Source organism: Micromonospora haikouensis (assembly GCF_000876225.1).
Lineage (GTDB): Bacteria > Actinomycetota > Actinomycetes > Mycobacteriales > Micromonosporaceae > Micromonospora > Micromonospora haikouensis.
The window spans coordinates 3,398,929-3,423,024 of record NZ_JXSX01000001.1 but is presented as its reverse complement, the minus strand read 5'-3'; the positions used below and the strand labels follow the sequence as shown (position 1 = coordinate 3,423,024).

Here is a 24,096-nt window from a genome sequence, read left to right as displayed (position 1 = left end):
ACGTACTCTGCCTGCGGTCCGTCGGCATGTCAACGGCTTGACCGAAACAGGAACACCAGCGAAACCAAGCCGTGCCTTTACGTCCCCGCCGCACCGTTCACCGGGCATCGACCAGCAGGTCAGCCTGGGTCGGACGCGGCCAGCAGCTCCCGCGCGGCGAGCGCGGTGCGCAGCACCGTCGCCGTGTCGGGGTCGAGCGGGTCGACGCCGAGCAGCCGCTTGATCAACCCCACGCGGTAGCCGACCGAGTTGCGGTGCAGGTGCAGGCGCTCGCTGACGGCCTGCCGGCTGCCCCCGGTGGCCAGCCAGCAGTCCAGGGTGCGCAGCAGGTCGTCGCGGTGCGCGATCGGTCCCAGGTGCCGCCGCACGAACCAGCGCAGCCGCTCGTCGGGCACGGCCAGCAGGACCTGGTGCAGCCCGGCCCGACCGAACGACAGCTCCGGCGGCGCGTCCGGCTGGCGCAGCAGCAGGCTCAGCAGGCGGTCCGCGTCGCGGAACGACGCCGCCGTCCGGGCGGCCCCGCTGACCGTCGCGCCGCTGGCCACCCGCACCTGCCCCACGCCGACGATCTGGTCCAGCCGGGCCCGCAGCCGGGTCGCCTCGCGCTCGACGTCCTCGCCGTGCAGCAGGGTCCAGGCCCGCCGTCCCTCGGCGAGCACGGGCCGGTCCAGCCAGCTCAGCGCCGACGCCCAGCGCCGCTGCTGGGCCCCGGTGTAGCCGATCCCGGCGACCGCGTGCGGCTGGTCCAGCCGCCACCCGTGCGTCGCCCCGGCCCGCAGCAGGTCGGCCTCGGTGAACCCGCGCGGGCCGACGGCCCCGCCGGAGCCGGCGACGCCGGGCGGGGCGCCCGCACCGAGCGGGTCGCCGGGGCCGGGCTGGCGGACGCCGTCGCGCAGCGCCCGCAGCACGGCCGCGGCGTCGGCGAGGGCGGGCGGCGGGGGCGACTCGCGGCGTACGGCGTCGATCAGCAGCGCGGTGGTCGCGGCCCGGGCCAGGTCGAGCTGCCCGGCGGTGACCGGCTCGGCCACCAGCAGCGCGCCGAGCCGCCGCTGGCCCGCGCCGACCGGCACGGCGCGGCCGGTCCACCCGTCGGCGCAGCGCACCCGACCGGCGACGGCTCCCGCCACCTGCCCGCCGCCGGCCCGGGCGCCGGCCAGGGCCCGGCGTACGTCGTCGGGGTCGGCGCCGCGGGCGTCGCCGGCCGCGCCGTCGCTGGCGGCCAGCAGCTCCCCGGCCTCGGAGACCAGCCGGCAGGCCGCCCCGACGCGCTGCGCGAGCGCGGCCAGCAGGCCCGGCCAGCCGGCGCCGCCGAAGGCCAGCTCGGCGAGGGCCTGGGCGAACGCGGCCGGCGGCGGCCCGGTCGCGACGGTCAGCCGCGTCCGGGCCGCCGGAAGCTCGCCCGGCCGGGTCACGCCGATGGGCGATCGAGCAGGCGGACCGCCACGGCCTTCTCCTGGGTGTACTCGCGCAGCGCCGCGTAGCCGCCGCCCCGGCTGAACCCGCTCTCCTTCTGCATGTTGAACGGGAAGCCGATCACCCCGGCGTCGTGGAACTGGTTGACGGCCACCTGGCCGCTGCGCGCGTCGGCGGCGACCCGCAGCGCCCGGGACACGTCGCTGGTCCAGATGCAGGTCAGCAGCCCGAAGTCGGTGCCGTTGACCAGCGCCACGGCCTCGTCGACGCCGCGGAAGCCCTGCACGGCCAGCACCGGGCCGAAGACCTCCTCGCGGGCCAGCCGCATGCCGGAGTCGACCCCGTCGAAGACGGTCGGCGCGACGAACCAGCCGTCGCCGTGGCGTCCGCCGGCCGACTCGCCGCCGGTCACCAGCCGGGCCCCGGCGGTCGGGGCCTCGGCCAGGAAGCCGCGCACCCGGTCGTACTGGGCCTGGCTGACCAGCGGCCCCATGTCCAGGTCCTGGTCCCATGCGCCGGTGCGCACGGCCGCCATGCCGGCGGCGACCCGCTCCACCACCTCGGCGCGGATCGACTCCTCGACCAGCAGCCGGGACCCGGCGTAGCAGTTCTGCCCGGCGTTCTCGGTGATCGAGGTGACGATCGCCGGGATCGCCACGTCCAGGTCGGCGTCGGCGAAGACGACGTTCGGGGACTTGCCGCCCAGCTCCAGCTTCACGGGTACGAGGTTCTCGGCGGCGGCCCGCATGACGGCCCGGCCGGTCACCGTGGACCCGACGAAGCTGATGTGGTCGACGTCGCGGTGCCCGGTGAGGGCGGTGCCCGCCTCGGGGCCGAGGCCGGTGACGACGTTGAGCACGCCCGGCGGCAGGCCGGCCCGGCGGGCCAGCTCGGCCAGGGCGAACGGGGCCAGCGGCGCGATCTCGGAGGGCTTGAGCACGACGGTGTTGCCGGCGGCGAGGGCCGGGGCGACGTTGGCCGCGGTGAGCACGGCGGGCACGTTCCACGGGATGATCACGGCGCACACGCCGTACGGCTCGGGGCGGGTGTAGCCGAAGTAGTCCGGCGTGCGGGTGGGCAGGGTGACGCCGGTGAGCTTGTCGGCCGCGCCGGCGAAGTAGTCGACGATGCCGTGCGCGATGTACATGTTGAGGCGCCCGCCGGAGCGGGGCTTGCCCACGTCGCGGGCCTCGTGGTCGGCGAGGGCGTCGACGTGGGCGGCGATCAGGTCGGCCCAGCGGCGCAGGATCGCCCCGCGCTCGGTGGGTGAGGTCGCCGCCCAGCCGGGGAAGGCCCGGCGGGCCGCCGCGACGGCGGCGTCGACGTCGGCCGCCCGGGCCCGCGCCACCGGCTGGATGGGCGCGCGGGTCGCGGGATCGAGCACCGGCAGCTCGCCCTGGTCGGCGGCGGCGACCCAGGCGCCGTCGATGAGCTGGCGGGCGGGGGGAATGTCCAGGTCAGCCATGAGGGAATCCTTGACCCTTCATGTTTCACATGTCAAGATGCAGTCTCGCTTTGTGAGTTGACCGGGAGGACGTGTGCGGATCACTGCGGCGGTGCTGGAGAGCGCGGGAGCGCCGTTCACCCTCCAGCAGCTCGACCTCGCCGAGCCGGGGCCGGACGAGGTGCTGGTGCGGGTGGACAGCGTCGGCGTCTGCGGCACGGACCTGGAGTTTGCGAACTTCTTCCCCACCCCGGCGGTCCTCGGCCACGAGGGCAGCGGCGTGGTGGAGCAGGTGGGCGCGCGGGTCACCGGCGTCGCCGTCGGGGACCACGTGGCCATGAGCTTCGCCTCCTGCGGCGAGTGCCCGCTCTGCCTCGGCGGAAACCCGGCGTACTGCCGCCGGTTCGACGCCGTGAACTTCGCCGGGCGGCGGCCGGACGGCAGTTCGGCGCTGTCCCGCGACGGCGCGCCCGTCAACGGCCACTTCCTGGGCCAGTCGTCCTTCGCCACCCACGTGGTCGCCCCGGCCCGCGCCGTGGTGCCCGTCGCCAAGGAGATCGACCTGCGGGTCGTCGGCCCGTTCGGCTGCGGCTTCGGCACCGGCGCCGGCGCGGTGCTCAACGTGCTGCGCCCGGAGGTCGGGTCGTCGCTGGTCGTCTTCGGCGCGGGCGCGGTCGGCGTCGCGGCGATCCTGGCCGCCCGCGCGGCCGGCTGCGCCGTGGTGGCCGCCGTGGACGTCAACGCCGGCAAGCTGGACACCGCGCGGCTGCTCGGCGCGACCCACGGGGTGCACTCGGCCGCCGGGGACCCGCGCGAGCTGCTGGCGGCGATCGCCCCGCACGGCTTCGACGTCGCGATCGACACCACCGGCCGGGAGGACGTGCTGCGCACGGCGGTGGAGGTCCTCGGCCCGCTGGGCCGCTGCGGCGTCATCGGCGTCGGGCCGAGCGAGCGGATGAGCTTCGACTGGCGCAGCATCCTCAACGGCCGCACCGTCACCGGCATCATCGGCGGCAACAGCCTGCCGCAGGTCTTCCTGCCGAGGCTGCTCGACCTGCACGCCGCCGGCCGGTTCCCGGTGGACCGGCTGATCACCTACTTCCCGTTCGAGCAGATCAACGAGGCGGTGGCGGCGGTACGCGCCGGCGAGGTCGGCAAGGCGGTCCTGACCTTCTGACGCTCGATTCGTAACACCGTCTCGTGATGCGAGCGCGCTACGCTCGTCGTCCGACACCCCAGTGGCGCGGCTGGGCAACACCGCGCAGCGTCCCGCACCCGTGGAGCTCGTCCCCATGACCGAACACCAGCTGACCACACCGGCCGCCCCCTTCGACCACCACTCGGCCGAGTGCAACGCCGACCCCGTGGGCTACTACGAGGCGTACCGGCAGACCTGCCCGGTCGGGCGCACCACCGCGCACGGCGGCTTCGTCTACACCACCCGGTACGCCGACGTGGTCCGCATCGCCCGCGACGACGACACCTTCTCCTCCGCCCGGTCGGTCGCCGGGGGGGACGGCACCGCCATCGTCATCCCCCGGGGCCCCGGCCTGGAGCAGTACCCGATCGAGCTAGACCCGCCGGCCGCCACGGAGTACCGGGACCTGATCAACCCGCTGCTCACCCAGGACGCGGTGGCGACGCTGGCCCCCATGATCGCCCGGCACACCACCCGCGTGATCGACGCATTCGTCACCGAGGGCTCGGTCGACTTCGTCCGCGACCTGACCAACCCGCTGCCGGCCGCCGTCACCCTCGACTGGCTGGGTTTCCCGGAGGCCGACTGGGCCAAGCTGGCCGGCCCCATCCACGACATCTTCGCCGCGCTGCCCGGCAGCGAGCGCGCCGCGCGCGGGGCCGCCGGTCTGGCGTACCTCGACCAGCGCATCCGCGAGCTGATCGTCGAGCGCCGCGCGCAGCCGACCGGCGACGCCGTGAGCTACCTGGCCACCCAGCGCCGCCCCGACGGCGAGCTGTTCGACGCCGACGAGCTGGTCTCCGTCATCGGGCTGCTGATCGCCGGCGGGGTCGACACCACCACCTCGCTGACCGGGTCCACGCTGGTGCACCTGAGCCGCCACCCCGAGGACCGGCAGCGGCTGATCGACTCCCCCGACCTGCTGCACAACGCCACCGAGGAGTTCCTGCGGGCGTTCGCCCCGTCGCAGTCGATGGCCCGCACCGCCCGCGCCGACGCCGAAGTGGGCGGCTGTCCGGTCGCCGCCGGCGAGCGGGTGCTGATCCCCTGGGTCGCCGCCAACCACGACCCGGCGGTCTTCCCCGAGCCCGAGCAGATCCGGCTCGACCGCGACGCCACCCGGCACCTCAGCTTCGGCATCGGCAGCCACCGCTGCGCCGGCGCGCACCTGGCCCGGCTCATGTTCCGCGAGATGATCACGCAGGTGCTCACCCGGCTGCCCGACTACCGGGTCGTCGAGGAGGGGCTGGTCACGTACCCGACCCGGGGCAACCAGACCGGCTGGGACGCCGTACCCGCCGTGTTCACCCCCGGCCCGCGCGCCGCCGACACGCCGGGCGCGCGCCCGGCCGCCGGCCCGACCGTCGACCGGGACCTGCGCGTGGAGGTCGCGGCCGTCGCCGCCGACGACGTGCTGGAGGTACGCCTCGCCGACGCCGCCGGCGCGCCGCTGCCGCCCTGGGCGCCCGGGGCGCACCTGGAGGTGCGGCTGCCGTCGGGCCGGGTCCGGCAGTATTCCCTGTGCGGCGACCCGGACGACGCCCACCACTACCGCATCGCCGCCCTGCGCGAGGCGGGCGGCCGGGGCGGCTCGGTGGAGCTGCACGCGGTGGCCCGCGCCGGGGCGACCCTGTCCGTGCGCGGTCCGCGCAACCACTTCCCGCTCGTCGACGCCCCCGGCTACCTGTTCCTCGCCGGCGGCATCGGCATCACCCCGATCCTGGCGATGGCCCGCGAGGCCGACCGCCGGGGCGTGCCGTTCCGGCTGGTGTACGGCGGGCGCACCCGCGCCTCGATGGCCTTCGCCGACGAGGTCGTGGCGCTGGCCGGGGACCGGGCCACCCTGCTGCCGCAGGACGAGGCCGGCCTGCCCGACCTGGCGGCGCTCGTCGCGTCCGCCGGGCCGGACACCGCCATCTACTGCTGCGGGCCCACCGCCATGATCGGCGCGCTGGAGCGGACCTGCGCCGAGGCGGGCCGGTCGGGCCAGCTGCACGTCGAGCGGTTCACCGCCGGCGACGACCTGGAGGTCGCCTTCGACCCGGCGGCCAACACCGAGTTCGAGGTGCACCTCGCCCGCACCGGGGCGACCGTGCGGGTGCCGAGGGACCGCCGGATGATCGACGTGCTGCGCGAGACGGTGCCCGGCCTGACGTACGACTGCGAGAAGGGCTACTGCGGCGCGTGCGAGACGCGGGTGCTGGCCGGCACGCCGGAGCACCGCGACTCGCTGCTCACCGAGGCCGAGCGCGCGGCCGGACGCAGCATGATGATCTGCGTGGGCCGCAGCTGCTCCGAGCGGCTCGTGCTGGACCTGTAGATGCCAGGGCGGCGGTGACCCCGGTAGCACCACCGGGGTCACCGCCGCCCGCCGTTGGCCGCCGCACATTGCTCACGTAAGGCGACGGCCCTGGAGGCTATTCACGGTCCCGGCAACTTCACCGTCCGCAATCTTGTCGGGCCCTCACCACACGCCGCTCCCATCCTTTGCTCTGCACCCATAGGCGCAACACCCGCAAACATCAGGTCTCATAGCCCGCAATGGATGCCGTAGCGGCGGAATGGCCGGTTGCTCATCGTGATCTGTTGCGTATGTGGGTGCAGAGCAAAGGGCGGCGAAGGGGCGCTGCCCCCGCGTCCGCATGTTACTCTCCGTCACGGGACGCCGACAGATCGGGGCGCAGCAGGCCGGTGCCGACGCGGACGGCCCGCCGCGCCACGACTCTGGGGCGCTGCGGGCCGTCCTGACGAGGGGCCGGTGGGTCAGTTGCCCCACTCGAAGTTGGGCTCGACCGCCTCGGCGATGCGGAACCGGCCGCCCGGCGCGATCTCGCTGCCGCGCTCGGTCACCACGTGCTTGCCGAACCCGGCGACCAGCGGCCGGCCGACGTCGCGCTTGAGCCACAGCCGCAGCAGGTGGCGGCGGCGCTCCGGCTCGGGGAAGTCGACGTAGCCGGTACGCGAGTGCAGGGCGGCGTAGTTGAGCAGCCACTGCACGTCCCCGGGCTGGAAGTCCATGTCCAGGGCCAGGCCGGGGGCCTGGGACACCTCGTCGTAGAGGTGCAGCAGCTCGATCTGCGCCTCGGTGAGCCGGGGCACCTCCGGGTAGTCCTGCGCGGAGAAGATCATCGAGCTGCCGGCGTACGTGCTGAAGATGCCGTCGACGTAGCTGCAGATGGGCGAGGTGTAGGTGCGGGCCGGGGCGTCCGGGTCCTGCCGGTGCCAGTCCCAGTGCCACGACTCGAACAGCAGCGGCGCGAGGTCCGGCCGACGACGCAGGATCTCGTTGTAGATGGTGGTGCCGCTGACCAGGCTGCTCGCCCCGCCGGCCTTGGCCGCGCGAAGGCACATCAGCGCGACGACGTCGGAGCTGTCGGAGTGGAACGGCAGCCGGTCCCGCACCCGCGACGGCAGCGCCGACGGGTCGTCGAGGGTCTTGTTGGAGGTGGCGATGACGTGGTCGAGCACGTCGCCCATCTGGTTCTGCCCCATCGGCACGCCGAGGTGCAGCCCCATCAGGAAGAAGATGGCGCCGGCGAGGGTGTCGCCGTACTCCTCCGTGCGCAGCCCGCGGACCAGGATGAAGCCGCGCCCGGAGTCGATCTGACGGGCGCACTCCTCGTTGAGGCCGGCGCAGGCCGGCAGCGGGTAGTCGGCGGCGGTCACGGTACGCAGGTCGGGGTTGTCGGCCACGAAGCGACGGCCGACGGTCTCCAGCTCGGCGCGCTCGGCGTCACTGAGCTGGTAGATCCACTCGGTCGAGGTACGCAGCTCGTCGCCGCGCCAGGCGGACGGGCCGGAGATGGGGGCGAGGTCGATTGCGGTGGTCATGATGATGCGCTCCGAGGGTCGGTTCTGACGGGTACGGGTCGGTGCCCCGGCGCGGGCGTTGCCACGGGCCGGGCGATCGACGGCAGGGGCGGCCTCGCCGCCGGTCCACGGCGGCGGGGCGGCCCGTCAGAAGGGGGTCTGCGGATCCCCGGCGGCGGTCCCGGGGCGCATGCCCTCTCGCGGCGGGTGTACCCGCAGCGGCTCCTCGTAACCGCGCACCAACAATCCAGCGCCTTGCGGAACTCGGATCATGGCGTCTCCTGCGGCTGACGGTGTCGCCCCAGGCTAGGGCAGCCCCAGCGCGACGTCAAGAGAGACGGCGTCTCGCAATCTGACAAGCAGGCCAGGGGCGCCCCCGCGGGATCTAAGACATTTCCCAAACGAATTGTCGAGCATCGATGCTGATCGCCGCGCAGGGCGGCCGGTCAGACGAGGAGCGACCATGCCCGTACGACAGTCCGACACGATCCACGGCGCGACGACCCGCCCGGTCAGCGCCCTCCCCGCCGGTCCGGACGGCTGGCGAGGCCCCCTGTTGGACCACCTTCCACCACGCGAGCGCCGGCTGTTCCACCGGTTCGGCCAGGGGCCGCGGGTGACCGTGCCCGACCTGCGCATCCACCAGGCGTTCGAACGCTGGGCCGCCGCCACGCCCGACGCCGTCGCGGCTGAGCACCTCGGCGAGACGATCGACTACCGCGAGCTGGACCGCCAGGCCAACCGGCTCGCGGCCCGGCTCGCCGACCTCGGCGTACGGGCCGGGGACGCCGTGGGCGTCTTCGCCAGCCGCTCGCTGCCGATGCTGGTGGGGATCCTGGCGACGCTGAAGGCCGGGGCGGCCTACGTCCCGCAGGACGTCCGGATCACCCCGCACCGGCAGCTGCGGCAGGTCGCGACGACCGCCCGGTGCCGGGTGGTGCTGACCACGGCCGGTGCCCTGGACACGGTGCCGGCGCTGCCCGGCGTGACGCGGCTCGCCGTCGACGAGCTGATGGCGCAGCCGCTGCCGCCCGGCCGGCACCTGACCGCCCCCGGCACCGACCGCCCGGTGACCGCCGACGACGGCTGCTACGTCCTGTTCACCTCCGGCACCACCGGCACGCCGAACGGGGTCACCGTCACCCACGGCAACGTGGCCAACCTCCTGCTCACCGCGCCGGGAAACCTGGGGATCCGGCCGGGCCGGCGGGTGGCCCAGCTGCTCAACGTCGCCTTCGACATGGCCGCCTGGGAGATCCTCGGCTGCCTCGCCAACGGCGGCACCCTGCTCGTGCGCGACCGCGACCTCACCGCCACCGCCGCCCGCGCCGACGTGGTGATCGCCACCCCGTCGGTGCTCGGGCGCATCGACCCGGACCGGTGCGCCGGGGTGCGGACGGTCGCCGTGGCGGGCGAGCCCTGCCCGCGCCCGCTGGCCGACCGCTGGGCCGCCGGCCGCGCCTTCTACAACTGCTGCGGGCCGACCGAGACCACCATCGTCAATACCATGCACCGGCACCGGCCCGGCGGACCGCTCACCATCGGCCGGCCGACGCCGAACAACACCGTCTACGTCCTCGACGCCGACGGGCGGCCGTGCCGCATCGGCGAGGTCGGCGAGATGTGGGCCGGCGGCGGCTGCGTCTCCGCCGGCTACCTCGACAACGACGCGCTCAACGCCGAGCGGTACGCCCCGGACCCGTTCCTCGGCGGCGACCGGCTGATGTTCCGCACCCGCGACCGGGGCCGCTGGAGCGCCGACGGGGAGCTGGAGCACCTGGGCCGCACCGACGACCAGGTGAAGGTCCGGGGCTTCCGCGTCGAGCTGGACGCGGTCTCGACCGTGCTGGAGGCGGTGCCGGGCTGCCGGGCGGCGGTCACGCTCAAGCTGACCGACCGCGACCTGGTCTCCTTCGTCGCCCCGGCCGAGCTGGACCCGCAGCGGTGCCGGGACGCGGTGGCCGCCGCACTGGCCTACTACTGCGTGCCGGCGGCCGTGCACCCGCTGCCGGAGCTGCCGATGACCGGGCGGGGCAAGGTCGACCGGGACGCGCTGCGCCGGCTCGCCCTCGACCTGCGCTGGCAGTGGGCGCACATCGAGGAGGCGGCGGCGTGACCACCACCGGACTCCGGCCGCAGCCGGCCCCGCCCGCTCCCCCGCGTACCGACGCGGCGGGCCCGCCCGGCGACGCGCCGCCGCCCCCGGTGTCGACGCTGCGCCGGATCCTCGCCCACCCCCGGTTCATGCACCACCACCGCCTGGTCGCGGCGGTGCTCACGGCCAACGCCGCGCTGCTGGCGTACGGCCTGGCCGCCGACTGGTGGCGCGGGCCCGGCGCGGCCGAGGCCCTGGGCGCCGCCGCGCTGGCCAACGTCGCGCTGGCGGTCCTGGTGCGCCAGCAGTACGTGATCAACCTGCTCTTCTGGCTGGCCACCCGCGCGCCGACCCGGTGGCCCCTGCGGATCCGCTGGACCCTGGGCAAGGTCTACCACTTCGGCGGGCTGCACGTCGGCGGGGCGCTCGCCGGCACCGCCTGGTACCTCGGGCAGCTCGGCGCGCTGACCGCCGCCGGTGGGCGCGGGCCGGGCGGGGCGGGTGCCCTGGTCACCGGCTACGCCACCGCCGGCCTGCTGCTGGCGGTCGTCGGCACCGCCCTGCCGCCGGTGCGGTCCCGCCGGCACGACCTGTTCGAACGCACCCACCGCCTCGGCGGCTGGGCGGCGCTGCTGCTGCTGTGGGCGCAGGCCGGCCTCCTGGCCGGCGGGCCGGTCGCCCTCGCCGCCTCCCCGCAGGGCTGGGTGCTCGCCGTGCTGACCGCCAGCATCGCCCTGCCCTGGCTGCGGCTGCGCCGGGTGCCGGTCGTGGTCGAGCGCCCCTCGTCGCACGTGGCGCTGGTCCACTTCGACCACGGGGTGACCCCGTTCCCCGGCTCGTCCACCGCGATCAGCCGCCGGCCGCTGTGGGAGTGGCACTCCTTCGCCAACGTGCCCGCGCCGGGGCGCAGCGGCTTCCGGCTGACCGTCTCCCGGGCCGGCGACTGGACCGGACGGTTCATCGACGACGCGCCGCAGCGGGTCTGGGTGAAGGGGATCAGCACCGCCGGGGTCGCCAACGTCGAGACCCTGTTCCGGCGGGTGGTCTACGTGGCCACCGGCAGCGGCATCGGCCCGGTGCTGCCGCACCTGCTGGCCGAGCAGGTGCCGGCCCGCCTCGTCTGGGTGGCCCGCCGGCACCGGGAGACCTTCGGCGACGCGCTGGTCGACGAGATCCTCGCCCACCAGCCCGACGCGCTGCTGTGGGACACCGCCCGCGACGGCAAACCCGACATGCTGCGGCTGGCCTGGCAGGCGTACCGCCAGTTCGACGCCGAGGCGGTCATCTGCATCTCGAACCGCCCGCTGACCTGGCAGGTGGTGCGGGGCATGGAGGAACGCGGCGTCCCCGCGTACGGCGCGATCTGGGACTCCTGACGGACGGGCCGCCCGGCCGCCCGGGACCGCACCGGTCCCGGGCGGCCGGCTCAGAGGGCGCCGATCTGGTAGCCGAGGCCGTGCACGGTGCGGACCACCCCGTCGCCGAGCTTGCGCCGCAGGTAGTGCACGTACGTGTCGACCACCGCCTCGGTGCGGTCGGCGCCGAAGACCCGCCCCCGCAGCTGGCTGCGGCTGTGCACCATGCGGGGCTGGGTGGCGAGCAGCCGGATCAGCTCGAACTCCCGCCCGCTGAGCGTCACCTCCCGGCCGTCGGGCAGCCGGACCCCGCGTTGGGCCAGGTCGAGCTGCCCGGCCCCGATGGGGATCAGCTCCGCCCCGTCGAAGCGGCGGCGGGTCAGCGCCCGGACCCGGGCCATCAGCTCCGCCACCTCGAAGGGCTTCGGCAGGTAGTCGTCGGCCCCGGCGTCCAGGCCCCGGATCCGCTCGGTGGGGTCGGCCAGGGCGCTGAGCATGAGCACGCGGGCGGCGACCGCGCAGCGCCGCAGCCGGATGAGCAGGTCGACGCCGTCGATGGCGGGCAGCCGCCGGTCGAGCATGATCACCTGGTAGCGGCCGCGCAGGGCCAGGTGCAGGCCCCGCTGCCCGTCCCGGGCCAGGTCGATGCGGTAGCCGTCCCCGCTGAACAGCTCGACCAGCATGTCGGCGAGCTCCGCGTCGTCCTCGACGAGGAGCAGCGGTCCGTGCGCCGGGGCCCGCGGGTCGTCCATTTGTTTATGGTCCCACCGAATGCTGAGAAGGTTGACCCGCGGAATTCTCCGCTGGTCGGGACCCGGTCAGGACCCGGTCAGCTCGCGCTCCTGGCCTGCCCGGTCGCGGCCGACCCGCCAGCAGAAGGGCCACCGGGACCCGGTGGCGTCGCCGTCCGGGGGCGTCGCACCGGGCCGCGTCCCGTCACGCACCGGCAGCCGTACGGTGAAGGCGGCCCCGGCCCCCGGCCGGCCGGCGGCGCTGATCGTGCCGCCGTGCGCGGTGACCACCTCGCGGATCAGGGCCAGCCCGAGCCCGACCCGGCGGTCGCCGGAGCCGGGGCCCCGGTGGAACCGGTCGAAGATCCGGTCGGCGTGCCGGGGGTCGAAGCCCCGGCCGGAGTCGGTGACCACCAGCTCGACGTGGCCCGGCGCCGCCGGGCGCAGCCGCACCTCGACGCGGCCGCCGGGCGGGGTGTGGTTCAGCGCGTTGGCCAGCAGCTCCGCCACCACCCGGCGCAGGGCGGGCCCGACGCCGTGCACCGGCACCGGGGCGTCCGCGCCGGCGACGGCGAGCGTCACCCCGTGCTCGGCGGCGCGGGGCGCGTCGGCCTCGACCGCCTCGGCGACGAGCGCGGCGAGGTCGACCGTGGCGGGCGGCCGGGCCACCGACGTCGTGTCGGCCAGCCGGGCCGACAGCAGCAGCTCGTCGACGATCTCCCCCAGCCGTCGGGTGGTGTCCAGCAGCCGGTCCAGGTCCGCCCGGTCCGCGTCGTGGCCGGAGTGCGCCGCGCGCCGCGCCAGCAACTGCGCCGCCGTGTGCACCCGGGTGATCGGGGCGCGCAGCTCGTGGCTGGCGTCGGCGACGAAGCGCCGCTGCCGGTCGAGCGCCTCGGCCAGCGGCAGCACCGCCGCGCGGCGCAAGCGCAGGTCGGTCACGGTCGCCGCGACCAGCACCGCCGCCGCCGCGAGCGACACCCCCCAGAGCAGGTAGCGCCGCTCGGCGAGCTGGAACCGGGCGTCGAAGACCACCTGGACGACCTCGTCGCCGCGTAGCTGCGTCCGCACGTGGTAGACGGTGCCGTTGCGGGCCACCTCGCCGACCTGTGGCCGGCCGGTGCGGGCCACGGCGTGGATCGCCTCGTGCCGCGGGAAGCCGGCCGGGGGCGCGCCCGCGTGCCCCGTGTCGCTCGCGCCGCCGAAGATCCAGGTGCAGCCGGACGGGTCGGCCGGGCGGCCGTGCAGCACCGCCCAGTCGAGCTCGTGGCGGATCTTCGCCTGCTGGACGTGCAGCAGGGCGGCGTACGCGACGCCCCCGAACAGGGCCAGCAGGGCGACGACCAGCAGGCCGACGGTCAGCCCGGTGCGGGGTCGGGCGCGGCGCGCGGCCGACCGCCCGTCGTCGGTCAGCGGCACCGCGCTATCGCCCCCCGCCCCCCTGCGGGGACGTGGCCCCCTCTGCCAGCGCGCCTATCGACCCGCACCCATCGAAGATGACACATCACCGATCGGATCGGAAGGGATCACCGAGCGTCCTCCCGGATGGCGGGCCCGCCCGCCGCCCAGCGGCGGGCCAGCTCGGCGCAGACCAGCAGCTGGAGCTGGTGGAACAACATCAGTGGCAGCAGCACCAGGCCGACGGTCTGCGGGCTGAACAGCACCGCCGCCATCGGCAGCCCCGTCGCCATGCTCTTCTTCGACCCGCAGAAGATCGCGGTGATCCGGTCGGGCCGGGTGAAGCCGAGCAGCCGCGCCGCCCCGGCCGTGGCGAGCAGGACCACCAGCAGCAGCGCCGCCAGCACCCCGAGCAGCGCCAACAGCCGGCCGGGCGAGGTGCGCTGCCAGACCCCGGCGACCACCCCGGCGCTGAACGCGGTGTAGACGACCAGCAGGATCGATCCCCGGTCGACGAGGGTGAGCACCCGCTTGTGCCGGCCCATCCAGCCGCCGAGCCAGGGCCGCAGGGCCTGCCCGGCGGCGAACGGCAGCAGCAGCTGGGCCACGATCTCCAGGACCGACCCCGCCGAGAAGCTCACCGCGCCGGTGCCGGCCAGCACCACGCCGGCCAGCACGGGGGTGAGCAGCACGCCGGCCACGTTGGAGAAGGAGGCGCTGAAGATGGCGGCGGGCACGTTGCCGCCGGCCATCGAGGTGAACGCGATCGACGACTGCACGGTGGACGGCACCACGCACAGGAACAGCAGCCCCTGGTAGAGCTCCGGCGTCAGCACGGCGGGCTGCAGCACCCGGGCGGCCAGCCCGAGCAGCGGGAACAGCACGAACGTGCTGGACAGCACCAGCGCGTGCAGGCGCCAGTGCCGGGCGCCGGCCCACGCCTCGCCGGGCGAGATGCGGGCGCCGTAGAGGAAGAACAGCAGCCCGATGGCGAGGGTGGTGGCCACGGACGCGCCGTCGGCGAACCGGCCCCGGGCCGGCAGCACGGTGGCAACCACCAGGGTCGCCAGCAGCGCCAGGATGTACGGGTCGAGCGGGATCCGGGACAGCCAGCGGCGCACGATCGACCCTTTCCCGACAGTCACCACAATTCGAGACAGCGTCTCGCCTTGCGATGCTGCTACGGGCGTCGGTGCGGAGTCAAGGACTGCGGCGACGGTCACACCACCCGGCCCCGGCCGACACCCCTGCGGCCCGGCCCGGGATGCGCGGCCATGCCAGGATGTGGCCGTGTCGTATCCTCCTCACCCGTCGTACCCGCCCGGGCCCGGCGCGGTCACGCCGCTGACCGCCTACCCGCAACCGATCCCGCCGCCCCCGGGCCACGCCGTACTGGTCGTCTCGGTCAACCGGGGGCCCTACCTCGTCCCCGCCCCGGCCACCAGCAAGTTCAAGATCGACGGCCGGACGGTGCCGATCCCCGGCGAGGGCACCTGGCACGTGGCCGTCCCGGCGGGGTCGCACGACGTGCGGTACACCGACTTCATCGGAATCCCCGTCATCACCACCACGCTCGTCGCGCAGCCCGGGGCCGCGCACCACCTGTCGTTCCGCTTCGGCGGCTGGCGCAACCGGGTCCACGACGGGCACGGCACCGACGTCACGCGCTTCGGCATGTGGTCCAACTACAGCATCCTGCTCGTCACGCTGGCCGTGGTCGGCGTGCTGTGCTGCGGCGGCTTCGGGCTCGTCGCCGCCCTGTCCGGCACCTCCTGACCGGCACGTCCCGGCCGGTTCCCGCCCGCACGGCCGGGGCCGCCCTCCACAGCGGTGGAGGGCGGCCCCGGCCGACGACACGGTCAGGGCAGCGACACCGGGAACCGTTCCCACACCCGGTGCGCGGCCAGCAGCCGCTGCACGGCCGCGAGGGCGTCGTCGCCGGAGTCGCCCGCGATTACGCCCGGGGTGCCGGCCACCCCCGCCAGCTCCAGCACGGCGACGCCCGCACCCCACGCGCCGATCGCCTTCGCGTGCCGCCAGCACTCCTGCACCAGCAGCAGCACGCGCGGGTCGACGGCCGCCGGGCCCGGCGCGCCCGCCTTCTCGTCGCGCGCCGGCAGCGCGTCCGGCGCGGGCACGGGCGCCCCGGCCAGCAGCAGCGCGTCGAACTCGACCGACCGGCCGGTGGCGAAGGTCCGCTGCACCGGCAGCCCGCCCACGGTCCCGCCGTGCGGGGCGATCAGCAGCGGCACCATGCCGGCCGCGAAGACGGCCCGCTGCACCTGGCCGACCCTGTCGAGGCCGGCGTCGGGGTCGACGACGATACCCACCGTGCGACCGTCCGCCGGCCACTCGCGGCCGACCTGGGACAGCGCGGGGCTGGGCGCGACGTCCGCCAGCGGCACGGTCGGCTCCGGGGCGGGCAGGCCCAGCCCGGCGGCCACCTGCGCGCACAGCACCGGGTCGATGTTCGCCAGGCACGCGAGCTGACGTTCCCGGATCGCCTGGTGGTAGCACTTGCCCAGCTCGAAGGTGTAGGCGCGGACGATGTGCTCCCGCTCCACCGGCGACATGCTCAGCCAGAACAGGCGGGCCTGGCTGAAGTGGTCGTCGAACGAGGCCGGATTCGCGCGCACCTTCGGCGCCTGCGCCACCGTCACCGGCACGTCGACGAACGCGCCCTCGGCGTCGCCGGCCGGGAACGGGTTGCCGCCGTCGAGGGAGTTCGGCCGGTACGGCGCGGCGCCCGCGTGCACCGCCTGCTGGTGGAAGCCGTCGCGGAGCATGTCGTTGACCGGGGCGTGCGGGCGGTTGACCGGGATCTGGGAGAAGTTCGGCCCGCCGAGCCGGGTGAGCTGCGTGTCGACGTACGAGAAGAGCCGGCCCTGCAACAGCGGGTCGTTGGTGACGTCGATGCCCGGCGGCAGGTGGCCGACGTGGAAGGCGACCTGCTCGGTCTCGGCGAAGAAGTTCGTCGGCGTCCGGTTGAGCGTCAGCCGCCCGATCGGCTGCACCGGCGCGAGTTCCTCCGGCACGATCTTCGTCGGGTCCAGCAGGTCGATCCCGGCGAACGTCTCCTCCGGCGTGTCGGGCAGGACCTGCACGCCGAGCTCCCACTCGGGGTACGCCCCCGCCTCGATCGCGTCGTAGAGATCCCGGCGGTGGAAGTCCGGGTCCACGCCGCCGAGCAGCTGCGCCTCCTCCCAGGTCAGGGAGTGCACGCCCAGCTGCGGCTTCCAGTGGAACTTGACCAGCACGGTCTCCCCGGCGGCGTTGACCAGCCGGAAGGTGTGCACGCCGAAGCCCTCCACCATCCGGTACGAGCGCGGGATCCCCCGGTCGGACATGTTCCACATCGTGTGGTGCTGCGCCTCCGTGTGCAGGGAAACGAAGTCCCAGAACGTGTCGTGCGCGCTCTGCGCCTGCGGGATCTCCCGGTCGGGGTGCGGCTTGCCGGCGTGGATGATGTCGGGGAACTTGATCGCGTCCTGGATGAAGAAGACCGGCATGTTGTTGGCGACGAGGTCGAAGGTGCCCTCGTCGGTGTAGAACTTCGTCGCGAAGCCCCGGGTGTCGCGGACCGTGTCGGCCGAGCCGCGCGAGCCGAGCACGGTGGAGAACCGCACGAAGACCTCGGTCTCGCGGCCCTTGGCGAGGAAGCCCGCCCGCGTGATCGGCTCGGCGGTGCCGTAGCCGACGAAGACGCCGTGCGCCCCCGTCCCCCGGGCGTGCACCACGCGCTCGGGGATGCGCTCGTGGTCGAAGTGGGTGATCTTCTCGCGGAAGTGGTGGTCCTGCAGCAGGATCGGCCCGCGCGGCCCGGCCTTGAGCGAATGGTCCGTGTCGCGCAGCCGCGCCCCCTGTGACGTGGTGAGGTAGGCGCCCTGCTGGCCGTTCGCGGTCGTCGGCGCGCCGGTCGGCGCACCGGTCGGGCTGCGGGTCTCGGGAGCGCCCTGCTCCCCCTTCGGTGGCAGCGGGCCGTGCGGCGTCGTCGGCTCCGCGACGGGGGGCGGGGCGCTGCCGGGCGCGCCGGGGGCGTCGGGGGTCAGGACGTCGGCGACCTTCCCCGCGGCGGCCTCGACCACATCCTTGACCGCCTTGGCGGGCTTGCGAGCACTCATCTGGACGGGTACCTCCGGGAAGCGGCGATGAACGGGCATCCGGGTCGTACCCTGCTGGGTTCGAGCAAAACGGACCAGGTGGATGCGGTCGCGGCGGATCAAGGGTGGGCACGCAGCCAGGTCCGCAACCGGTCGAGCGGGCCGTCCGGCGGCGGCGGGGGAAGGGCGCGCAGCAGCTCCTCGTCGGTGGCCGGACGGGCGGCCAGCACGGCCCGGCGTAGCAGCGCGCGGTCGACGGCCATGCCCCCGGTGACCTGGACGTCGACGGCGCCGCGACGCAGCACGTACGCGTGCGTCGCCTCCGCCCGGACGTACGTCAGCCCACCACCCTCCGGCGTGCACCGCACCTGGAAGCAGGGCGCGTTGACATTCGCCCGGACGGCGGTGAGGGTCAGCACGACGCTGCGGGGCCCGCTCATGTGGTCCGCCGGCTCGTACGACATGCCGGGCGGGGGGCCCATCGGCTGGCCACGGTAGCCGGGCACGTCCGCCACGAACACGTCCCTCGCGTCCTGCAGGGCGGCGCTGGCCGGGCGCAGGGTCCGCGCGGCGTGCCGGAGCAACTCCCGGTCGACCCCGTAGGTGCCGGACACCACGATCGCGCCGTCGCCGTGGCGGACCTGGTACCCGTGCTGCTGCACCGCACGCCGGTAGACCAGGCCACCGGGCTCCCGCACGCACTCGCCGCCCAGGTGCGAGTCGACGACGTCCCAGCCGCACACCGGATCCGGGTCGACCGACCGGTACGCGACGACCGTGACCTGCCGCACCGGCGGCACGTCGTCCGGGTCCTCGGGCAGGAAATCCCCCGTGCCCAGCCGGCCCCCGTACGCGTCGTCGCTCGGGCGGTAACCGGGCACCTCCACCACGAACGTGGTGTCCCGGTCGAGGCCGGGCGTATACGCCAGACGGAGGGTCAGCTCGTCGGGCCCCGAGGTGCGCAGCGCGACGAGGCCGGTCGCCGCGAGCCCGACGAACGCGGCCACGGCCGCGAACCGCCACCGCGCCTGTCGCTGGAGCACCCCCGCCACCAGGACGAACGGGACGCCCCCGACCAGCGCGGTGAGACCGGGGCGGCCGCTGATCCCCGCCCCGATCTCGTCGGTGAGCGCCCAGCCCAGCCGCCAGAGGATCGTGCCGAACCCGAGCACCAGCGCCACCCACGCCGCCCGCCGGCCACCGGTGGCACCCAGCACCGACGCCGGGGCCGTCCCGTGGATGAGCACCGCCAGGAACACCACCAGCAGGACGGTGCAGGCCAGCGCAGCCACCGCGAGGAGGCCCACGCCGCCGAGGAGCAGCACCGGCAGCCCCGCGACCATCGCCGGCAGGACCACCGCGCCCACCAGCCACACCCCTGCAAGCTGCGGCACGCGGTGCCGCCAGACTTCACCCCCGCCGCTCATGCCCCGATCGTGCTGGCCCGGTCACGCCGCGCGCCTGAGTGGCCGTACTCAGTCGCTCGCCGTCACCCTGAGCGTTGCCCCGTGCCGGGCCGCCGGGCTTCGCCCGGTCAGCCGGGCCAGCGCCCGGCCAGCACCGCGGCCCCGTCGCCGTCGAGCTCGGGCAGGGCCACCCGTCGGCCGGTCAGCGTCAGCAGCAGCGCCTCACCGGTGCCCCGGACCACCGGTCCCTCGCCCGCCGCCCAGCCCAGGTCGGTGGCCTCGAACCGCAGCCCGGCGACCCGGCGACGGTCGACGAAGCCGACGGCCCGGCCGCCGGTCAGGAAGTCCAGCGACGTACGCAGCCGCAGCGGGTCCAGGTCGGCGGGCAGGCCCAGCGGGCGGCGGATGTCCTGCCCGTGCACCTGCACGTCGGTGAGCTGGCCGAAGAACCCGACCACAGGCGGCCGGAACGGATGCTCGGCGTGGGTCCGCAGCGCCGCGGCCAGCTCGCCGGCCGGCCGGCGGGCCACCTGGCTGGCCAGGCGCGCGTTCGCCGCGTGCAGGTTGAAACCGGAGCGCAGCACGAGCGGCAGGACCCGCCACGGGCTGACCACCAGCGGCGAGACCAGGTGGCCGGCGACCTCCCGCACGGTCCAGGCCCCGCACAGGCTGGGCGTGTCCAGCTGGGCGGGGGTCAGCGAGTCGAGCAGGTCGGCGATGCGGCGGCGTTCGGCGGCGATCATCGCCAGCAGGTCGGAGGACACGGCGACATTCTGCCCCCTGCGCGCCGCCCCCGGCACCGGCCGTGCGGTCCGCCGCCGGGCGGCGGCACCGCTGTCCGGCGGTCGCCGGCGACCGGCCCACCCTCAGCCGGACGCCGGCCGCCCCAGCACGGCGCCCAGCTCGGCACGGCTGGAGATGCCGAGCTTGCGGTAGGCGCGGGCGAGGTTGGCCTCGACGGTCTTCGGGCTGATGAACAGCGTGTCGGCGATGACCCGGTTGGTGCGCCCCTGCGCGGCCAGCCGCGCCACCCGCTCCTCGGTGGCGGTGAGCGTGGTCGGCGCGGCCGTCCGCCGGCCGATCCGGTCCAGCTCGCCGCGCGTCGCGGCGGCGAACGCGGCCGCGCCGAGCGCGTCGAACTCGGCCTCGGCCGCCTCCAGGGCCGCGCGGGCCTCCCGGCGACGCCGGGCCCGCCGCAGCGCGCGACCCGCGACCAGCAGGCAGCGGGCGCGGTCCAGCGGCAGCACGTCCGACGGTACGGCCGACCGCGCGGCACCGAGCGCGGCGAGCGCCGGCGACGTGTCGACGCCGGCGGCACCGTCGACCAGCACCCGGCTGCGGGCCAGCCCGAGCGTGGTCCACGGCCGGGGCAGTCGCCCGTGCCGTTCGGCGAGACGGGCGAGGGCCCGGCCCGCCGTGTCGAGGTCACCACAGCCGACGCACGCCTCGATCCAGTCCGGTTCGAAGCGCAGGGCGACCGGCTCGGCGATCCCGGATCCGGACAGCGCCCCCGCCAGCTCGCCGTACGCGGCGGCGGCCTCGCCGGCCCGGCCGGCGGACAACGCCACGAACCCGGCCAGTTGCAGGTGGATGCGCCGGCTCCAGTCGTCGTCGACCTCCCGGGCCCGGCGCAGGCCCTCCTCCGCGACCCCGGCGGCCTCGGCCAGCCGCCCCCGGTACGCGGCCAGCGTCCCCGCCAGCCAGGTCTCGCCGACCAGCGCGCTGCCGAGCTGTTCACCCAGCTGCCGGGCGGCGGCGATGTGCGCCTCGGCCGCGGCGAACCGGCCGGCCAGCAGCTCCGCCTCGCCGAGGTGGGTGAGCAGCTCGTGCTGCCACGGCTCGTCGCCCCGCGCCGCCGCCCGGGCGCGCATGTCGTGCAGCCGTTCGCGCGCCCGGTCGTGGTCGTCGGTGGCCTTCCACCAGATCGCCGGGATCGTGCCGGCCAGCCACGACGGCTCGCCGGCCTCCAGTGCCAGCGCCCGGTCGAGCAGCCCGGTGCGGGCGGGCAGGCCCGCGCGCACCTCGTGGAAGAACAGCAGCAGCAGCGAGGCGGTCAGCAGGGGCCGGTCCTCGTCGGCGCCGAGCAGGGCGATGGCGGCCTCGGCGTGCCGCCGGGCGGCCCCGGGCCCGTCGTGGAACAGGGTGAGGTGGGCGTGGATCCGCCCCGCGAGAGGGCCGCCGTCGGCGGCGGCCAGCGCGCGCTCGCCCGTGGACACGGCAGTGGCGAGGTCGTCGGCGAACCACGCGACCAACGCGCGCAGCAGCAGCGCCTCCGCCCGCGCCTGCCCGGTGAGCTGCCCGGCCGCGGCGTCGGCCGCCGCGCCCGCCGCCGCGTGGTCGCCGCTGTCGATCCGGCAGCGCACCGCGGCCAGGCGACGCCGGTCCCGGTCGTCGGCCTGGTCGGCGGGCGTGAGCTGCGCGGCCCGCTCGAACAGGTCGGCGGCGACGGCGGGGGCGCCCCGGGTGCGCTGGCGTTCGGCGGCGGCGGCCAGCTCGGCGGCGACCGTCCCGTCGGGCTCGACGACGCACCGGGCGAGCTGGCGGGCGCGTTCGTCGGGATCCGGCACCGCGTCGGCCAGCGTCCGGTGCAGCCGCCGGCGCACCCCGGGCGGGATGCCGCCGCGGACGGCGGCGGCGTAGCTCGGGTGGACGAAGCCGACCCGGTCCGGGGCGACACGGAGCAGGCCGGCCTCCTCCGCCGCGTCCCACGCGTCCGCCGGTACCCCGGCCGCGGCGAGGTCCGGCAGGGTGGGCACGGTCAGCAGCGCGGCCAGCCGCACCGCGTCCCGGGTGGGGGCGGGCAGCGCCCGCAGCGCGTCGGCGAGCAGCTGGCGCAGCGACGACGGCACCGGCAGGTCCTCGTCGGGCCCCGGCGGGCGGGGCAGGCGCAGCGCCGCCCGGGCCATCTCGATGGCCAGCAGCGGGTTGCCCCCGGCGTCGCGGACGATGCGGGCGAACAGCGGGCGGCTGAGCGCGCCGTCCAGCCGGGCCCGGACGATGTGGTGCAGGGAGCCGGCGTCCAGCGGGGGCAGGGCGACGCGGGTCACCGGCGCGCCGCCGGGCCGATCGTCGTCGAGGCCGAGGGGCGCGGCGGCGGGCCCGGTGCCGTCCGTGCGCCGGGCGACCAGCACGGCGGGCCGGGGCGCGAGCCGGCGCAGCGCGAACCGCAACGCCCGCGCACTCGGCGGGTCGAGCCAGGGCGCGTCGTCGACGGCGAGCAGCACCGGGGCCCCCGCGCCGAACGCGCCCTCGATCAGGGCGCGGGTCGCCGCGCCGACCGCCCGTTCGTCGATCACCTCGTCACCGGACGCGGCCAGCAGCACCATCTCGGCGGCGGCGCGCTGCGGCGGGGGCAGGGCCGGCACCGCGGCGGCCAGCGGCCGGAGCAGGTCGGCCAGCGCGGCGAACGGCAGCGCCACCTCGGCCTCGGCCGGGGCGCAGGTCAGCGTCGACCACCCGGCCCGCTCGGCCCGGCCGACCAGGGCCCTCCAGAGGGCGGTCTTGCCGATGCCGCTGCGGCCTTCCACGAGCACCGGCGTTCCCGCGACCAGCGCCCGCCACGCCCGGTCGGCGACCGCGTCGCGCCCCACCAGGGAGGTCTCCATGGCGGGATGATGGCACGCCCGCGCCAGGTGACGGCCCGTGCGCGCCGGTGGGCGGCCGGCGGCATCCCGGTGGGACGGTCAGCGAGGCGGCCGTCCGCAGACCGCGACGTCCGGGACGACCTCCTCGGCGTCGTGGACGGTGGTGCTCCACCGGGGGCCGGCCTGCGCCGGGATCGGGCCGATCGCGGCGGCCCGGTGCGGCGTCAGCAGGCTGAGGAACGTGTTGAGGACCCGCACGACCGGTTCCAGGATGCGGTAGCCGACGCCGAAGACGGCCCGCACGCCGATGCCCACGCCCCGGCACTGGGCGTACGGGGCGCCGAGGGCGGAGCCGAGCGTCGACCCGTACGAGGTGACCAGCTCGAAGTAGACGCCGGCGGTGAACAGGAAGGCGCTGATCCCGACGGTGAACCGGACGCCGTGCCGGATGACCAGGCCCATCACGCCGACGGGCACGCCGGTGAGCGAGTTGAGCAGGCTCGACCTGCGCTGGACCCGCTTGCTGATCCGGGGGCCGGCGGCGCCGTCGGCGTAGCCGAAGCCGAGCGAGCCGGCGAGGGCGAACTCGCCCGAGCCCTTGACGGTGCCCAGCTTCGCGCCGAACGCGGTGGTGACCGAGAGCGTCTGGCCGATCGTGAAGGAGAGCGGGATCCCGAGGACCTGCCCGATGGGGAAGGTGATGTCCACCGGGACGGGGAACGACCTGCTGTGGTTGCGGCCGTCCCGGATGCCGCCCTCGAAGTCGACCTTGATGCCGAAGCCGCCGCCGATCTCCAGCTCGGCGCGGGTCACGGTGCCGCCGCCGATGGCGAGGTGGAAGGTGGCGTCGGGGCGGCTGAAGGTGAGCGTCACGGTGCCGACGAGGCGGACGCCGCCGTCGTCGTAGGTGAAGTGGACGCCGACGCCGTTGGTGCAGCAGGTCGAGTAGACCTGGTATCCGTGGGCCGTGGCGGCGACGTCCCCGCCGCGCTGCGGTGGCGGCTGCACCGGCTGGTCGGCGGGCGCGCGGGCCGCCGGCCGGCGCAGGGGCGCGCTGCGCCCGTAGGTGCTCGGCGGCGCGGGTGCGTCGTCGGCCCAGGACGCCGCGCCGGCCGGGTAGACGATCGGGTCGGCGAGGGTGATGCCGCGCCGGGCGAAGGTGCCGTCCCGGACGACCTCGGTGATGTCGACCGGGCCGATCGTCACGAGCAGGTCACCGCCGTCGGGGGCGACGTCCAGCACCCGGCCCACCCCGCGCCCGGTGACGAACATGACCTTGCCGGGGGCGAGGGCGTCGGCGTTGCGGGCCCGCCGGTCGAGACGCCAGGTGAGGCCGTCGGCGGTGACCGAGCGGACCGACCGGCCGCCCCCGCCGACGAGCACCACGTCCGGCTGGAGGGTGACGCCGGGCTCGGGGACCGGTGCCGGGCCGTACCGCAGGTCGTCCGCGCCGGCCGCCGGGTCCGCCGGGCGGTCCGCCGGCTGCGGGTCGGCGCAGCCGGCGAGCACCAGGAGGGCCACCACAGCGGCGGCCAGCGCGCGGCGCGGGCGTGGGCGCATCCGGG

Annotated in this window: 16 protein-coding genes; 5 read left to right on the top strand and 11 right to left on the bottom strand. The window is 75.8% G+C overall.

Going from position 1 to position 24,096, the window contains the following annotated elements; all coding sequences use genetic code 11:
• Positions 1-119: 119 nt before the first annotated feature.
• Together TK50_RS32220 and TK50_RS14005 are read right to left on the bottom strand one after the other, a co-directional pair.
• A complete protein-coding gene (locus TK50_RS32220) occupies positions 120-1,412 on the bottom strand; it encodes a helix-turn-helix domain-containing protein (protein ID WP_052503755.1) in 1,293 nt (430 codons plus the stop codon).
• Positions 1,409-2,878 carry an aldehyde dehydrogenase family protein gene (locus TK50_RS14005; RefSeq protein ID WP_043963148.1) on the bottom strand — a complete coding sequence of 490 codons (1,470 nt, stop codon included), beginning with the start codon at positions 2,876-2,878 and terminating at the stop codon, positions 1,409-1,411. Before TK50_RS14005 ends, TK50_RS32220 begins: the two co-directional genes overlap by 4 nt.
• Positions 2,879-2,951: 73 nt before the next feature.
• On the opposite strand from TK50_RS14005, the gene TK50_RS14000 reads away from it, so the two are divergent.
• Both TK50_RS14000 and TK50_RS13995 read left to right on the top strand, forming a co-directional pair.
• On the top strand, positions 2,952-4,034 hold the full coding sequence (locus tag TK50_RS14000) for an NAD(P)-dependent alcohol dehydrogenase (RefSeq protein WP_043963146.1): 1,083 nt from the start codon (positions 2,952-2,954) through the stop codon (positions 4,032-4,034).
• A gap of 115 nt (positions 4,035-4,149) precedes the next feature.
• Entirely contained in the window at positions 4,150-6,375 is a 2,226-nt protein-coding gene (locus TK50_RS13995) for a cytochrome P450/oxidoreductase (protein WP_144420235.1), read from the top strand.
• Positions 6,376-6,818: 443 nt separating this feature from the next.
• Here the strand turns inward: TK50_RS13995 and TK50_RS13990 are convergent, their stop codons facing one another.
• The gene (locus TK50_RS13990; protein WP_043963144.1) at positions 6,819-7,886 is read right to left on the bottom strand and encodes a TauD/TfdA family dioxygenase; all 1,068 of its coding nucleotides are present in this window, start codon (positions 7,884-7,886) and stop codon (positions 6,819-6,821) included.
• Positions 7,887-8,328: 442 nt separating this feature from the next.
• On the opposite strand from TK50_RS13990, the gene TK50_RS13985 reads away from it, so the two are divergent.
• Complete coding sequence (locus tag TK50_RS13985) at positions 8,329-9,981, top strand: amino acid adenylation domain-containing protein (protein WP_082106306.1); 1,653 nt, start codon at positions 8,329-8,331, stop codon at positions 9,979-9,981.
• Positions 9,978-11,336: a ferredoxin reductase domain-containing protein gene (locus TK50_RS13980; protein ID WP_043963143.1), complete on the top strand. Its 1,359-nt coding sequence runs from the start codon at positions 9,978-9,980 to the stop codon at positions 11,334-11,336. The genes TK50_RS13985 and TK50_RS13980 overlap by 4 nt, the downstream gene beginning before the upstream one ends.
• Positions 11,337-11,386: 50 nt before the next feature.
• Here TK50_RS13980 and TK50_RS13975 read toward each other — a convergent pair whose 3' ends face one another.
• The 3 genes from TK50_RS13975 to TK50_RS13965 all read right to left on the bottom strand — a co-directional run bounded on the left by TK50_RS13975 (position 11,387) and on the right by TK50_RS13965 (position 14,586).
• On the bottom strand, positions 11,387-12,067 hold the full coding sequence (locus tag TK50_RS13975; protein WP_144420234.1) for a response regulator transcription factor: 681 nt from the start codon (positions 12,065-12,067) through the stop codon (positions 11,387-11,389).
• A gap of 66 nt (positions 12,068-12,133) precedes the next feature.
• Positions 12,134-13,462 carry a sensor histidine kinase gene (locus TK50_RS13970; RefSeq protein ID WP_063838570.1) on the bottom strand — a complete coding sequence of 443 codons (1,329 nt, stop codon included), beginning with the start codon at positions 13,460-13,462 and terminating at the stop codon, positions 12,134-12,136.
• A gap of 107 nt (positions 13,463-13,569) precedes the next feature.
• A complete protein-coding gene (locus TK50_RS13965; RefSeq protein WP_229406192.1) occupies positions 13,570-14,586 on the bottom strand; it encodes a bile acid:sodium symporter family protein in 1,017 nt (338 codons plus the stop codon).
• A 145-nt stretch (positions 14,587-14,731) separates the two neighbouring features.
• Between TK50_RS13965 and TK50_RS13960 the strand changes: the two genes are divergently transcribed.
• Positions 14,732-15,217 (top strand): hypothetical protein, encoded by a 486-nt coding sequence (locus tag TK50_RS13960; RefSeq protein WP_043964511.1) that lies wholly within the window; start codon positions 14,732-14,734, stop codon positions 15,215-15,217.
• A gap of 83 nt (positions 15,218-15,300) precedes the next feature.
• On the opposite strand, the gene TK50_RS13955 is transcribed toward TK50_RS13960, so the two are convergent.
• From TK50_RS13955 to TK50_RS13935, 5 genes are all read right to left on the bottom strand, one after another.
• Positions 15,301-17,562: a catalase gene (locus tag TK50_RS13955; protein WP_043963142.1), complete on the bottom strand. Its 2,262-nt coding sequence runs from the start codon at positions 17,560-17,562 to the stop codon at positions 15,301-15,303.
• A 98-nt stretch (positions 17,563-17,660) separates the two neighbouring features.
• Entirely contained in the window at positions 17,661-18,968 is a 1,308-nt protein-coding gene (locus TK50_RS13950; RefSeq protein ID WP_144420233.1) for a hypothetical protein, read from the bottom strand.
• A gap of 107 nt (positions 18,969-19,075) precedes the next feature.
• Entirely contained in the window at positions 19,076-19,711 is a 636-nt protein-coding gene (locus TK50_RS13945) for a maleylpyruvate isomerase family mycothiol-dependent enzyme (RefSeq protein ID WP_199486025.1), read from the bottom strand.
• A gap of 102 nt (positions 19,712-19,813) precedes the next feature.
• On the bottom strand, positions 19,814-22,552 hold the full coding sequence (locus TK50_RS13940) for a helix-turn-helix transcriptional regulator (RefSeq protein WP_043963140.1): 2,739 nt from the start codon (positions 22,550-22,552) through the stop codon (positions 19,814-19,816).
• Positions 22,553-22,630: 78 nt separating this feature from the next.
• Positions 22,631-24,091 (bottom strand): hypothetical protein, encoded by a 1,461-nt coding sequence (locus TK50_RS13935; protein WP_043963137.1) that lies wholly within the window; start codon positions 24,089-24,091, stop codon positions 22,631-22,633.
• Positions 24,092-24,096 lie beyond the last annotated feature (5 nt).

Bases quoted from the DNA above. Each gene is read 5' to 3' on its own strand.
- TK50_RS14005 (WP_043963148.1), bottom strand. From the start codon at position 2,878: ATGGCTGACCTGGACATTCCCCCCGCCCGCCAGCTCATCGACGGCGCC.
- TK50_RS13995 (WP_144420235.1), top strand. From the start codon at position 4,150: ATGACCGAACACCAGCTGACCACACCGGCCGCCCCCTTCGACCACCAC.
- TK50_RS13990 (WP_043963144.1), bottom strand. From the start codon at position 7,886: ATGACCACCGCAATCGACCTCGCCCCCATCTCCGGCCCGTCCGCCTGG.
- TK50_RS13985 (WP_082106306.1), top strand. From the start codon at position 8,329: ATGCCCGTACGACAGTCCGACACGATCCACGGCGCGACGACCCGCCCG.
- TK50_RS13975 (WP_144420234.1), bottom strand. From the start codon at position 12,067: ATGGACGACCCGCGGGCCCCGGCGCACGGACCGCTGCTCCTCGTCGAG.
- TK50_RS13955 (WP_043963142.1), bottom strand. From the start codon at position 17,562: ATGAGTGCTCGCAAGCCCGCCAAGGCGGTCAAGGATGTGGTCGAGGCC.
- TK50_RS13950 (WP_144420233.1), bottom strand. From the start codon at position 18,968: ATGAGCGGCGGGGGTGAAGTCTGGCGGCACCGCGTGCCGCAGCTTGCA.
- TK50_RS13940 (WP_043963140.1), bottom strand. From the start codon at position 22,552: ATGGAGACCTCCCTGGTGGGGCGCGACGCGGTCGCCGACCGGGCGTGG.
- TK50_RS13935 (WP_043963137.1), bottom strand. From the start codon at position 24,091: ATGCGCCCACGCCCGCGCCGCGCGCTGGCCGCCGCTGTGGTGGCCCTC.